Source organism: Paenibacillus sp. YN15, assembly GCF_003285005.1.
Taxonomy (GTDB): domain Bacteria; phylum Bacillota; class Bacilli; order Paenibacillales; family NBRC-103111; genus Paenibacillus_AR.
Window position 1 is genome coordinate 93311 of record NZ_QMFA01000012.1, and the last position, 13556, is coordinate 106866.

Sequence of the window (13556 nt, forward strand, 5' to 3'; positions counted from 1 at the left end):
CACACTCCCACCAGTCTCTAGTCTCTAATACAATCCGTCGCCGGTCAGCTTATTGCTGATTTTATTGGCCGTTACGAGCAGAACAAACCCGATAACCGATTTGAACAACCCTATGGCCGTCGTAAAGCTGTATTGGCCTTCGATAACCCCGGCTCTGTATTGAAAGGTGTCCAGCACATCCCCGACCTGATAGGTGATGGGAGTCAGGAACACATAGATATGCTCGAAGCCCAGATCCAGAATATTGCCGATCCGCAGCAGGAGAAGAATAACAATAGCAGGCAGGATTCCCGGCAAGGTAATGTGAAGGAACTGCCTCCATCTTCCGGCTCCGTCGATTCTGCCGGCCTCATAGAGCACCGGATTAATGCCGGCCAGGGCAGCCAGAAAAATAATGGAGCTCCAGCCCATGTCCTTCCATACGCCCGATAGTACGATCATCCCCCGGAAATAAGCGGGCTCCAGCAGGAACTGGATTTTCTCATAGCCGAAATATTCCACAACCTGATTGACCAGACCCATACGGACGGACAGGAGCACATACGCCAAGCCAAAAATAATGGTCCAGGAGAGAAAGTGGGGCAGATAGAGAACCGTTTGCACGATTCTCTTGTAGGAGTTGATCCGCAGTTCGTTCAGCAGGCAGGCCAACAGAATCGGGGCCGGGAAGGAGAAGATCAGTTGGTACAGGCTAATAATCAGGGTATTGGCGATCAGGCGGGTAAAACGCTCATATTTGAACAGCTCCTCGAACCATTGGAGCCCCACCCAGGGACTGTCCCATATGCCTTGGAAAATATCATATTCCTTAAAGGCCAGCACACTCCCCAACAAAGGAATGTATTTGAAGATCAGCAGATACAGGAGGCCCGGCAGAAGCATTAGATACAAAGCCCGGTTTTTCGCCACATATTTGAACAGGCCGATCTTGGCTCTACCGCTTTTCGAGGCTGAGGCAGCAGCAGTTGCAGATGTATTCATGGGTTTCCTTCCTCTCTTTTGCGCTTCTTGCAAGTAAGCGTTTTTCTGTCTACCTGTATTTTAAGGCGCGATCCCCCTCGCTTCTATTGGGCAAAACAACAACTTACATGGAGAATCGTACATATTAGCCGCAAAAAAGAAAGAACCGGCTGAAGAACCGGTTCTTTCGATATTTCACTGTGCGCCGGGCCCAGGCATCTGCTCCGTACCGCAGAACCGCAGCGCATAGCTCTTGATATTCTGGACCGTCTCGTATTCGAAGGTCAGCTTCGGCAGGGTGGTGACATGCAGCAGATGACGGTCATCCCTGAAGGCCTCCCGCAGAATGTCCTTGATCCCGGCTTGAAGCTCCGGATGCGCCCTGGCAATCCGGATCAGGGCCACCGTCGTTTGGGAGACGATCTGGAAATAAAGCCCGTTGAAATTCTTGTTGCCGTTCACCTTATAGCTTATTTCCTTGATCTCATGATACAGCGGCTTATTGTATTCCCCCTCGTCGCAAAGGATTTCCTTCAGCATCGGGATACTTTCCCGGTCTCCCAGCTTGCCCAGAAGATAGATGGCGATGGCGCTGCGGAACTGGTTGGTCCGGCGGCAATCCTTGAAGTAAAAAGCGTCCCGGGCACCGACAATTTGCCGCAATACCGGCAGGGCCGCCGCGTCTGCCGCAAGCCCCAGGCCTATGGCGCTGCCATAGCGCAGCATCTGTTCCCCGGAGGCCAGCCATTCCTTCAGCTGAGGCGCGATCTTTCCGCCCAACAGCTTGCAGGAGTAAATTGCGATGCCGGGCATATCCGTTGCAAGGGCCGCCTTAATCTCTTGCGGATCGGTCATCCACTGAATCCGCTCCCTGCGGAAGGAGTCATCGAACATAATGCCCTTGTCATGCTCCTCCGTGAGACAACCGCTGGCCTCGAGAATGGCTTTCACCTGGCCGTAAGGCACCTGCTCCGGGCTTACGCCCCGTTTGGCCGCCAAAGCCGCCACAACCCCTGCGCTTTCGCCGCACTTCTGCATATCCCGCTGCATACGGAGGATACTGGCCACATCGTGGTCCATCCCCAGATGCCGCCCGGCCACAAGAAGGCCCTTGAAGCCTTTGGGCATCATGGAGCGCAGGGTCACCGGAACCGAGAAGCAGGCCGTGCTCAAATTGGCCGCCACATGCAGGTCCTGAAGCTCCTCCGTCTCCAGCGCATGATCCTTGCCGTGCTTGTCGAAGTCGCAGTAGCCGTAGAACAGGGGCTCCTCCTCCCGCCGTCCGGCGATAACCTCTCCGACGGTAATATTTTTCTCCGCGTCAATGATCCGGCCTTCCCGGATGCCGATGAAGGGGGCTAAGAACATCACCCGCTTTTCCTCATCGCTGAACTCCTCCAGCATTTGGCTGGCGTGGGCCTGAAGAATGCCTCTGGACAGCTTGAAAGGATCATACTGGTTGACATACCCGCTGTCATGGTTGGTCCGGGTAATGGTGCCGTTCTTGTTCAGCCATACCTTCACACTGGTAAACGGTCTGGTTATACCATCGGTTTCCCGGCCGTATCGGGTTGCGCAGCCGGCCAGTATACATACGGCAGAGTCGGCAGTGGCATCAATGACGGTGCCGCAAGCCACATTCCATTGCCGTCCGCCTGAGAAAAGGGACACCCCCTTGACTGTATGTCCCTTCATGAATACGCCGGTTACCGTGGTTTCCAGAGACAGCCGGGCGCCATGCTCCGTAATCCGGTTTTCCATAATATATTTCTTCGCTTCCACCCGGTCCAGGAAATGCTCTCTCCCCATGCTTTGGGCTTCCTGGTCAATGTCCACTTGCAAGCCTCCTGCCAGGCCGTAATAATAGCCGGACACATAGCCCATGGTGCCCATGCCGCCGATTCCCGGAAGACGGTCCACCCCCAGAACCTTTGCACCCTGTGCCGAGGCGGCAATCACCGCAAGAGCGCCGGCCGTTCCTACACCCGCCACCAGAACATCCACATTTTCTGCAAACTGCGGTTGATCTGCAGCGGTTTCCATCATTTTGCCGTTGACCATTCGGCGATAGATCATCATGATACCAGACTCCTTCCCAGCCGGATTCCCGCCATTTCCGTCTTGTTGACTCCGATGAGTACCAGATCGTACTGCATCCATGCTCCTCCTTTGGCCTCTTGCGTTTGTATACTTTTTTGCAGCTTGGTATACTTGTGCCATGGATTCATCATATAGCTTAATGCAGTTCCCATCCTCTACTCTTTTGCTTGGGTTCTCCATTTTTTTGCGTTTTTCCAAAAGTCCCCCGGGAATTGATCCAACCGCCCGCGGGCCGTCCGGGAGGGACAAAATCCGCCATGGACCATGAGCAAACCATATGGATTCACCGCAGGTCCTACAACAATCTCACGAAATCCAACAAACCCCATCTGTCCCACCGCTTCAAAGTCGTCTGGATCAGGAGCGGAAGCTGCCTTTGGAATATTGCCGGAGATCTGTGTGCCGTCAACCGGGATGACATTGTCCTGCTGAATAATGAGGAGCAACGCCTGATTGAGAAGGTTACCTCCCCTGGGGACCTGAAGTTTTTTATAATGGAATTTGAGCCGCGTTTCCTCTTTGATTCCGAATTGCTGCAGTTGTTTACCAAACCCGTTAAGGGCTATGTCCACCGGATTATCCCTGCGGACCGGCAGTTGGCAGGCATACTGGAGCTTATCCGGGAAGAGAGTGAAAGTCAGGCAAGCTACAGCCAAATCGTCATTTCATCCTGCGTGCTCCAGATTCTGGCGCTGGCGGCTCGGAAAGTTGGCCTGTCTCCGGATCACTGCTCCCGGGTGAATCCTCTGATGAAAGCTGTGCTGGCTTATATTGACGAGCATTATACCCGGCGGATTACCCTGAATGAGTTGGCCAAAATAGCCCATATGAGCAGTACCGCCTTCTCCAGATATTTCACCAAATACAACGGTATCGGTCCTATCCAATACATCAAGCGGAAGCGAATCACCCTGGCCATCCGGCTGCTGGAGGAAACGGACCGGACCATTCTGGATATCGCCATGGATTGCGGTTTTCGCAATGCATCCAATTTTTATCGGGCCTTCCACAGCCTTACCCGCCAGGTTCCGGGAGATTACCGCACCGACCGCGACGATCAGGCATGACCAGTTGCCGTTCCAAGTCTTTTCAAGTGCCGCGGCGGCAGAGCCTGCATCGGATACGCTTATAATGGAATAGGCCCATGCATATTCGCATGGGCCTGCTTAATTGCAGGGAGGGCTAGGTCAAAGTATCCGCCGGCCTTACCTCAGGCATCCCTATACGCGTGACAAACACTCCCGGCCCAGCCGGTCCGCCTCCCGGAGCGCCGCCAGCACATCGCCGGGGGAGACGGGAAACGGCATGTTGCCCATGGGATTGTCCGGCGAGCAGGCGGCTTGGGCAGCCGGCAGCAGACGGCCGTCCTCCGCCCCGTCCAGGCCGATCTGGCCCAGGGTCACAGGCAGGCCCAGCCCGGCGGAAAAGCCCAGCACCGCCTCCAGCTCCGCTGCCGGAGCCTGCTCCAGCACCAGCTGGACCAAGGTGCAGAAGGCGACGATCTCCCCGTGAAGATAGGGCCGCGTCTCCGGCAGCAGCGTCAGGCCGTTATGGACCGCATGAGCTGCCGCCAGCCCGCCGTTCTCGAAGCCCAGGCCGCTTAGCAGCAGCACCGCCTCCACCACCCGCTCCAGCGCTTCATCGGTCCGGCCCGCTTCGCAGGCGGCCTTGGCTGCAGGGGCATCCGCCAGCAGCACCTCATAGCAGCGCCGGGCGATGGCCTGTCCGGCCTGGCTTACACCGAGGCCGCTGGCCGCCCGAACGTTGGCCCTGGCCTCGAACCAGGTGGACAGGCCATCCCCCATGCCCGCCGTCAGAAACCGGACGGGAGCCCGGGCGATAATGCCCGTGTCCACCAGCACCACCTCCGGCGGCGTAGCCAGAGCAATATATCGGGAAAGCTCCCCCGTGTCCTTGTAGACCACGGAAGCCGCGCTGCACGGCGCATCTGTGGAGGCAATCGTGGGGATGATGATAACAGGCAAGCCCAGCTCATGGGCCACCGCCTTAGCCGTGTCCAGAGCGCTGCCGCCTCCCAGCCCCACCACCGCCGCGCAGGTCTCCTGGGCGCAAAGCTCCGCCAGCCAGACGATTTCGCCTTCCGTACATCTGCCGGAGAAATCGCCGTGCACCACAGGAAACGGCTCCTTCCGCAGCGCCTCCTCCAGCAAATGGCTGACCCGCTGGCGGTCTTCCCTGCCCGCCACCAGGAAGACCTTGCCTTCGCCGGCTACGCGCCGGACATAACCGCCCAGCTCCAGCAGCCGGTTTTCCCCCTGGGCATAGATGGACGGGGACATAAAGCCGCGCTTCATAGGATTACTCTCCTTTAAGCGAACCGGATGCTTTTTAACACCTGGCCCTCCAGAGTCTTAATCTCAAACAATGAACCCGCCAGCACTCCGTAGGAGGGGGGGAAGTTCTCCTTGGGCAGCGTAATCGAGCCCGGGTTCAGCAGATACAAGCCGCCGCGCTCCTCCGCCACCGGAATATGGGTATGCCCCTGGATGAACACATCCCCGGGAGACAGCGCCGGCAATTGATCCATGTTATGATGATGGCCATGGGTGACGAAAATCCGCCTGCCCTCATGGAACAGAATTACATACTCGGCCAGGATGGGAAACTCCAGCAGCATCTGGTCCACCTCGCTGTCGCAATTGCCGCGGACCGTCATGATCTTGTCCTTTACAGTGTTAAGCCGGGCCGCCACTTCCTTGGGATTGTAATTCTCCGGCAGCGGATTGCGGGGACCGTGGTACATCAAATCCCCCAGACTGACCAGATAATCCGCTTCCTCCCGCGCAAAAGCCGCAAGCGCCCGGTCCAGGCAGCTAATGGAGCCATGAATATCCGACAGAAAAAACAGCTTCATTCTCGTTCTCCTCACTTTCATAGTTTTGCTTATGGATAACTATACCAGATTCAGGAGAAAAAAATCAGCATCGCCCAATCCGAAAACCAATTTGACACGGCTTTGGCCTCCCGCTATAATGATTGTATGCAATTTAATTTTACACCAACAAAATAGTAAAGAAGGAGAATCCGCCCGAGCAATGGAATCGCAGTCGTTTATGGATTTGGACAAACAGCTTTGTTTTGCTCTGTACGCGTGTTCCAAGGAAATTACCCGGATGTACCGTCCCCTTCTTGCGCCGCTGGGCCTGACGTATACCCAATACATTACCCTTTTGGCCATCTGGAAGGAAAGCAGAATGAAGGTGAAGGAGCTGGGCGAGGTACTGTACCTGGATTCCGGCACCCTGACCCCCCTTCTGAAAAAGCTGGAGGTTATGGGCCTGGTCAAGCGAACCCGGGATACCCAGGATGAGCGGAATGTCTGGATTGAAGTTACCGAAGCCGGACGGAAGCTGCAGAAGCAGGCGACTCATATTCCGCAAACTGCGTTTTGCCGCAGCGGCATGACCCCGGAGGAGGCCATCTCCCTCCACCGCCAATTGAAGGAGCTGCTGGTCCGGCTGGACAGCATCCCCCCGCTTCAGACCCCGCCCGCCGGGCAGGAGTAAATTTTAAGGAGGCATCCGTAATGTCCGTTCATGACTTTTTGGTGAAAAATATCCGCGGCGAAGAGGTTTCCCTCTCTCAATATGCCGGAAAGCTGATGCTCATCGTCAATACTGCCAGCAAGTGCGGTTTTACCCCCCAATACACCGGCCTGCAAAAGCTCTACGAGCAATACGGACCGGAAAAGCTGGTGGTTCTGGGCTTCCCCTGCAATCAGTTCAACCACCAGGAGCCGGGCAGCGAGGAGGAAATCGCCTCCTTCTGCCAATTGAACCATGGCGTGACCTTCCCGCTTTTTGCCAAAATTGATGTAAATGGCGAGAACGCCCATCCCCTTTACCAATATCTGACCAAGGAAGCTCCCGGAGTGCTGGGCACCAAGGCGGTGAAATGGAACTTCACCAAATTCCTGGCGGACGGCAGCGGCAAGGTGCTGAAGCGCTTCGCCCCCACCGATTCCCCCGAGGAGATCGGTAAGCACATCGAGAAGCTGCTGGCCTCCGGCGCACATGCCTGACTGCACACAAACAAGACCCTCCGCAATTGCCGTCAGGCAAGCGGGGGGTCTTCTCATTTGGGCAAAGCTACGCTTGGGACTTGCTTTCGCCTTTCACCGCCGCCGGAACCAACAGCCGGGCATTGCCCATAAAAGGAACCGCCACCAGAATCAGCACGGCCGGAACCAGCACCCACAGGAAAGTGGAGGAGATGGAGCTGCTCAAAGCGTCCACAATTTTGTCCATCACTTCCTTGGGAATGGCCTCCCGCCCCTGGGGTGACAAAAGCTCGCGGACATTGCCCAGGCTGCCGCCTGCGGGAGCGCCGCCTCCTCCGCCAAAACCGGCAAACGCCTCCTTCAAATCTCCCTTAAGCAAATTCCGCTGGATGATGCCGAAGACAGTCAAACCCACGGTCATGCCCAACGAACGGACGAAGGACATGGTGGAGCTGGCCGAACCCCGCCGGGTGGAATCAAAATGATGAATGCCCGCCATCCCCAGCACGGAGAAGGAAAAGCCGACGCCAAAGCCGGTCACGATCATGTACAGGGTGAGCACCGTTTTCGAGGTATCCGGAGTCAGAGTGCTGAGCAGCCAAGCGCCGATTAGGAAAATAACCCCCGATACCGCCATAATCGAGCGGTAGCTGAACCGGGAGGAGGCCACCCCGCCCGCCTGGGCCGCCACCACCGAGCCCAAGGTCATGGGCAGCAGGATCAGCCCCGAGTTGGTGGCCGTGCCGCCGGTCACCCCCTGCACATACATGGGAATAAAGATGGCGAAGGTAATGAAGGCCCCTCCGTACAGCAGCCCCAGCACGGTGCTGGCGGCGAACAGCTTCTCCCGGAACATATCGAAGGAGATGATGGGCTCCTCCGCTTTCGTCTCGGCAAAGGCGAAGACGGCAGCCAGCGCCGCCGCTCCGGCGAACAGGCCCAGAATCACCGGCGACTCCCAGGCAAACCGCTGGCCGCCCAGCTCCAGGGCGAACATCAGGCAGACCACCGCTCCCACCAGCGTGGATGCGCCCCACCAGTCGATTTTTTGCCGGGCATGGTTGAGGGATTCCTTATAGAAGGGAATCAGCAGCGCCAGAGAGGCGATGCCCACAGGCACATTGATGTAGAAAATCCAGTGCCAATGGATGTAATCCGTAATATAGGCTCCCAGAAGCGGACCGATCAGGCTGGACGCTCCGAAGACCACGCCGAACAGCCCGCCCAGCATTCCCCGTTTCTCGGGGGCCACCACATCGAACAGGATGGCAAAAGCCACCGGCATCAACGCTCCGCCGCCGATGCCCTGTATGGCCCGGTAGATGCTCAATTGAATAATGCTGTCCGCGGTGCCGCACAGGATGGAGCCCAGCAGGAACAGGGCGATGCCCAAAATGAAAAAACGCTTGCGCCCGTACATATCCGACAGCTTGCCGAAAATCGGCATGCCTGCCATTTCCGTCACCAGATAGGCCGAGGTGACCCAGACAAACTGGTCCATGCCGCCCAGGTCGGACACGATAGTCGCCATGGCTGTCGCCACGATGGTGTTGTCAATGGCGGCCACGAATATGCCCAGCAGCAGACCGACCAGAACCAGTCCCAGCCTGCTTTGCGGTTGATTGTTCATGCTTATGCGCGCTCCCTTCGCTTCTATTGCTTGCTCCATTATAGTGAAGAAGGTTTCCCGCAGCCAGAGCCTCCGGAAGGATGGAGATATCCGCCTGCAGACGGAGAAAATTTCCATCCCCTGCAAGAGCGGATGAAACAAAAAAGGAGCCGGTTGCCCGGACTCCCTTCCTGCTGGCTATATTGAATGAAGCCCGGCTCCGCTCAGCCCAGAGTTCCCGGCGCCCAGTCGCCATTGCGGAACACTGCCTCAACTGTGCCGTCATAACGCTCGCCGTCAATATCCATGTCCGCGCTGCCCAGCATAAAGTCGGTGTGCACCAGGCTGACATTGGCGCCGCGGGCAATCAGCTCCTCCTTGGAATAGGTGGTGCCGTTCTCCAAGTTGGTGGGATACGCGCTGCCCAGAGCCAAATGGCAGGAGGCATTTTCGTCGATGCCGGTATTATAGAAAATCCGGCGCAGATCGGAAATCGGGGAATGGTACGGCACCAACGCCACCTCGCCCAGATAACGGGCATTCTCATCCGTATCCAGCAGCGCCGCCAGATGCTCCGCCCCTACCTCCGCCTTGAAGCTGACTACCTTACCGTCCTTAAAGGTCAAGGAGAACCCGTCCACCAGACGGCCGTTCAGGTTCAGGGGCATAGTGCTTCTCACCGTACCGTTGACGCCTGTGCGCTTGGGCATGGTGTATACCTCTTCAGTAGGCATATTGGCAACGAAGTATACGCCGAAGCTGTTGTTTTTGCCGCCGCCCAACCAGCGGTGATTCTCCGCCAGCTCCACCACCAGGTCGGTTCCCGGCGCTTTGAAGTGAAGGGACTTGTAGTTCTTGGCATTCAGGGCATTGCGTTTGGCCAAAAGCACATCCAGATGCTCTTTCCAGGAGGCTACCGGATCAGGGGTATCTACCCGGTTCATCTTGAAGATGGTTTGCCACATGGCGTCCACCCGCTCATCTTCGGGCAGATCGGCGAATACCTTGGAGGCCCAAGCCTTGGTGGGAGCCTTTACCAGACACCAGCTGAAGTCGCTGTTGCGGACATACCGCTGGAAGGTTTGCCGGGCCAGAGAAGCAGCCTTGTTGGCGCGGCTTACCTTTTTGCCGTCGATGCCGTTGTACAAATCCGGGTCCGGCACCTTAATGTTCAGCAGGGCGCCGCCGCCTTCCGCCAGCTGCTCCATCATTTTGGCCGTCCACTGGGGATAGTAGTCGAAGCTTTCATCCGGCGCATGCTGGAAGCGGGCCCGGGTCACCTGCTCGTCATCCCACTGAACCTGCACATATTTGGCTCCCGCCTGATACGCCCGGCGGACAATCTTGCGGGTCAGCTCCACTGTTTCCAGCGGGGACTCGATAAACAGCACCTGCCCGGGCTGGATGTTCACGCCTACCCGCAGGACCAGCTCCGCATATTTTTCCAGCATGTTGTCAAACTCCAGATTATCAATACCGCTCATGCCAAAAACCTCCTGTTAATGGTGTGTAAAATGGATTCATCCCGCCTGGGGCTCTGTCTCGCGGATGGAGATTCTCCGGGCCGAAATGGCCAAGGCCACAAGGCAGATTCCGGCAGCCGTCCAGAAGACGGCATGAAGTGCGCCCAGCATAGCCTCCGCCTCCGGGCGGGCACTGGATAGCTGATGCAGCCTGGTAGAGTAAAGGGACACGGACAGGGCGATGCCCGTCACCATGCCCACGTTGCGCACCAGAGCGTTCAGACCGCCGGCCGTCCCCAGCTTGGACTTGGGCACCGCCCCCATAATGCTGGAGTTGTTGGGCGACTGGAACAGTCCGCCGCCGATGCCGAACAGCGCCAGATGAAGGCCGACGGTCCAGGCGGATTCCCGGGTCCCCAAGGTGTTCAGCAGCATGAAGGCCAGCGCGTTGATGCCTAACCCGGCTGTGGTCAGGAGCTTGTACCCGATCCGGTCGGAGAGCCAGCCGGAGAACGGAGCCACCACCGCCATAAACACCGGGTTCACCATCATGACGTAGCCGGTTTTTTCCGGAGAAAAGCCCAGCACTCCCTGCATGTAGAAGGGCAGCATCACATTAATGAAGAAAAGGGCAATAAACGAAAACAGCGCGGCGATATTGCCCACCGCAAAGATGCGGTTCCGGTACAGGGTGAAGTCCAGCATGGGATAGCGTGTCCGCCGCTCCCAGATGTAGAAGACAGCCAGAACGGCCAGCGAGGCAATCCCGCCTCCCAGCACCGCTCCCGTCATCCAGCCCCATTCCTGGGCATTGGAGAGGATATAGAGCAGCGCCGATATGCCCACCATAAACAGCACGGACCCGGCATAATCGAAGGGCTCCTGGGGCTTTTTCTCCTTGCTTTTGGGAAGGATCGCCAAGCCGGCGGCAAAACCAATAATTCCGATGGGCACGTTGATCCAGAAGATCGACGGCCAGCCCAGATGATCCACCAGAATCCCGCCGATGCCCGGCCCGGTCAGAGAGCCCAGGGACACCATGGTGCCGACAATGCCGATGGCCTTGCCCCGGTCGCCGGCGGTGAAGGTCTCCGCCACAATGGCCTGGCTGTTGGTCATCAGACAGGAGGCACCCAGCGCCTGCAGAATCCGGGAGAGAATCAGGACCGTCAGGGTGCCCGACCATGCGCACAGGGCCGAACCCAGGGCAAACAGCAAAAAGCCCGCGTTATAGACCCGGCTTCGTCCAAACAGGTCGGACAGCTTGCCCATTATGGGCAGGGTGGCGCAGATGGTCAGCAGGTACGCGGTCAGAACCCATTGGACATCATGGAGGGGAACCGACAGCTCTTGGGAAATGGTGGGAAGGGCCACATTGGCAATGCTGCCGTCCAATGTCGCCATGAAGGTGCCCACGGAAACATTGGCCAGGACCGCCCATCGGCTGATGCTCCGCCCTGCTCCGGGGGGAGACGCCGTAACATTCATGGGGATGACACTCCTATCTCTTGTTGTATTATGCTTTTCCTCGCGCACATTCCATTGATTATACACCCGCGGTTAGGCTTTTGTGAAATCCTTTATCCAAGCGCGCTCCCAACGGCATAGGCATCCGCCCTCACACCTTCTCCCACCGCCTGCATAGGCTGGAGTACAAGAAGCAGCCAGGCTTTTTGCATACGGGAGGTGGCGCAAAAATGGATATTACCCTGGTTTCGGTCCATTGGCTGTATTTGGTGTTTATTGTGCTCATTATCGGCTTCATGATCCGGCGTCTGGACACAACGGTGCTTTGTATCACCGGAATTTTTCTTCTGGGGCTTCTGGCCACCGGCGACCTTCCCCATTCCGTAAGCGGTGTTTTCGGCAGCTTCATCTATGCCATCAAGGAGCTTCTGGGAACCATTCTCATTATTTCCATTATTGTCGGGCTAAGCCGGGTGCTTACCCGGTCCGGCGTCAATGAAACCATGATCGCCCCGTTTGCCAAAATGATCCGCAGCCCCGGCCTGGCCTATTGGGTCATCGGTATTCTGATGATGGTCATCTCCTGGTTCTTCTGGCCGTCCCCGGCTGTAGCGCTGATCGGCGCCGTGCTGCTTCCGGTGGCTGTCCGCGCCGGGCTTCCCGCCCTGGGCGTGGCTATGGCGATGAATCTGTTTGGCCACGGCATCGCCCTCTCCGGGGACTTCATCATCCAGGGCGCTCCCAAGCTGACGGCGGATGCCGCCGGCATTCCCGTAGGCGATGTGGTCGCCGCCAGCGTGCCGCTGGTGTTGGTGATGGGCGCAGTCACCACCGCCGTGAGCTTCTGGTATATGCGGCGGGATATGAAGAGCGGAGCCCTGACCATGGGCACAGGGCTGAAGGCGGATGTAGCCGCAGTAAGCTCCCCAGATGCAAGCGGCAATTCTGGCGGTGGGTCCCCAGCCTCGCTTCCCCCCGGGCTCAGGCTGTTTTTCGCCATTCTGGTGCCGGTGCTGTTTGCGCTGGATGTGGTGCTGATGTTTACCATGAATCTGCAAGGGGGAGACGCCACTGCTCTGGTCGGCGGCACCGCCCTGCTTCTGATGCTGCTTATTTCCATGACCGCCCACCGCAAAAAAGGGCTGGCGGAAGCCACCGCCTATATGACCGACGGCTTTTTGTTCGGCTTCCGCATTTTTGGCCCCGTTATTCCCATTGCCGCCTTCTTCTATCTGGGAGACTCCGCCTTCTTCGAGCTGTTCGGCAAGGTGCTGCCGGAGGGCTCCCACGGCATTGTCAATGACCTGGGCAGCGCCCTGGCCTCCGCCGTGCCCCTGAACCCCGCCGTCGGAGCGGCCACCCTGACCACGGTAGGCGCCATAACGGGGCTGGACGGCTCGGGCTTCTCGGGCATTTCTCTGGCGGGCTCCATCGCCAATCTGTTCGCCGCCTCCATCGGCCACGGCATCGCCACCCTGACAGCCCTGGGCCAAATCGCCGCCATCTGGGTCGGAGGCGGCACGCTGATCCCCTGGGCGCTGATTCCGGCAGCCGCCATCTGCGGCGTGGACCCCTTCGAGCTGGCCCGCCGCAACGTGAAGCCCGTGGTCATCGGGCTTGTGGCGACGACGATTTTTGCCATGTTCCTGCTTTGATGGCCTGCCGACGCCGCGCAGCCCGTTTCTATTTAAAAAAGCTGCCCCTCCGCAAAAACCTGCTTTGCGGCGGGGCAGCCAAACGTTCTTTTCAAGATAGCGGACAGGGATTGTCCGTTATTAAAGCGGAAGCGGGCGGTGCGAGCCAATAGCGGAAGGTCCTTTTCCGCTATTGGTCCCTAGCCCCGTTCCGCGGGCCTTCATTGCCGGGAATAGCGGACAGTTGGCTGCCGTTATTCCCCTTTTGACTCCGTTTGCCAGGCAATAGCGGAAAACGACTT

Annotated in this window: 11 protein-coding genes and 1 pseudogene; 4 read left to right on the forward strand and 8 right to left on the reverse strand. The window is 57.8% G+C overall.

All coding sequences use genetic code 11. The features are described 5' to 3' along the window. Positions 1–24 precede the first annotated feature (24 nt). The 3 genes from DQG13_RS12190 to DQG13_RS30740 all read right to left on the reverse strand — a co-directional run bounded on the left by DQG13_RS12190 (position 25) and on the right by DQG13_RS30740 (position 3212). Complete coding sequence (locus DQG13_RS12190; protein WP_113020039.1) at positions 25–981, reverse strand: ABC transporter permease; 957 nt, start codon at positions 979–981, stop codon at positions 25–27. 174 nt (positions 982–1155) lie between these two features. Continuing rightward, positions 1156–3039: an FAD-dependent oxidoreductase gene (locus tag DQG13_RS12195; protein WP_181592722.1), complete on the reverse strand. Its 1884-nt coding sequence runs from the start codon at positions 3037–3039 to the stop codon at positions 1156–1158. Beyond that, a complete protein-coding gene (locus DQG13_RS30740) occupies positions 3036–3212 on the reverse strand; it encodes a hypothetical protein (protein WP_181592723.1) in 177 nt (58 codons plus the stop codon). Before DQG13_RS30740 ends, DQG13_RS12195 begins: the two co-directional genes overlap by 4 nt. Before the next feature lie 105 nt (positions 3213–3317). On the opposite strand from DQG13_RS30740, the gene DQG13_RS12200 reads away from it, so the two are divergent. Further along, positions 3318–4127 (forward strand): AraC family transcriptional regulator, encoded by an 810-nt coding sequence (locus tag DQG13_RS12200; RefSeq protein WP_113020041.1) that lies wholly within the window; start codon positions 3318–3320, stop codon positions 4125–4127. Between the two features lie 153 nt (positions 4128–4280). Here the strand turns inward: DQG13_RS12200 and DQG13_RS12205 are convergent, their stop codons facing one another. Both DQG13_RS12205 and yfcE read right to left on the reverse strand, forming a co-directional pair. Next, complete coding sequence (locus DQG13_RS12205) at positions 4281–5375, reverse strand: glycerol dehydrogenase (RefSeq protein ID WP_113020042.1); 1095 nt, start codon at positions 5373–5375, stop codon at positions 4281–4283. A 14-nt stretch (positions 5376–5389) separates the two neighbouring features. Next, positions 5390–5935, reverse strand: coding sequence for a phosphodiesterase (yfcE, locus tag DQG13_RS12210; RefSeq protein ID WP_113020043.1), 546 nt, complete (start codon positions 5933–5935; stop codon positions 5390–5392). Positions 5936–6116: 181 nt separating this feature from the next. On the opposite strand from yfcE, the gene DQG13_RS12215 reads away from it, so the two are divergent. Both DQG13_RS12215 and DQG13_RS12220 read left to right on the forward strand, forming a co-directional pair. Continuing rightward, positions 6117–6587, forward strand: a complete 471-nt coding sequence (locus DQG13_RS12215) for a MarR family winged helix-turn-helix transcriptional regulator (protein ID WP_113020044.1) — start codon at positions 6117–6119, stop codon at positions 6585–6587. Positions 6588–6607: 20 nt separating this feature from the next. Next, complete coding sequence (locus tag DQG13_RS12220) at positions 6608–7102, forward strand: glutathione peroxidase (protein WP_113020045.1); 495 nt, start codon at positions 6608–6610, stop codon at positions 7100–7102. A gap of 67 nt (positions 7103–7169) precedes the next feature. Here DQG13_RS12220 and DQG13_RS12225 read toward each other — a convergent pair whose 3' ends face one another. The 3 genes and pseudogenes from DQG13_RS12225 to DQG13_RS12235 all read right to left on the reverse strand — a co-directional run. Next, positions 7170–8711, reverse strand: coding sequence for an MDR family MFS transporter (locus tag DQG13_RS12225; RefSeq protein WP_113020046.1), 1542 nt, complete (start codon positions 8709–8711; stop codon positions 7170–7172). A gap of 203 nt (positions 8712–8914) precedes the next feature. Continuing rightward, positions 8915–10174 (reverse strand): aminopeptidase, encoded by a 1260-nt coding sequence (locus tag DQG13_RS12230; protein ID WP_113020047.1) that lies wholly within the window; start codon positions 10172–10174, stop codon positions 8915–8917. 126 nt (positions 10175–10300) lie between these two features. Further along, positions 10301–11641 (reverse strand): annotated as a pseudogene (locus DQG13_RS12235) (MFS transporter); the annotation flags it as partial. Positions 11642–11850: 209 nt separating this feature from the next. On the opposite strand from DQG13_RS12235, the gene DQG13_RS12240 reads away from it, so the two are divergent. Beyond that, positions 11851–13275 carry a hypothetical protein gene (locus DQG13_RS12240; RefSeq protein WP_113020049.1) on the forward strand — a complete coding sequence of 475 codons (1425 nt, stop codon included), beginning with the start codon at positions 11851–11853 and terminating at the stop codon, positions 13273–13275. The last annotated feature ends 281 nt before the right edge of the window (positions 13276–13556 follow it).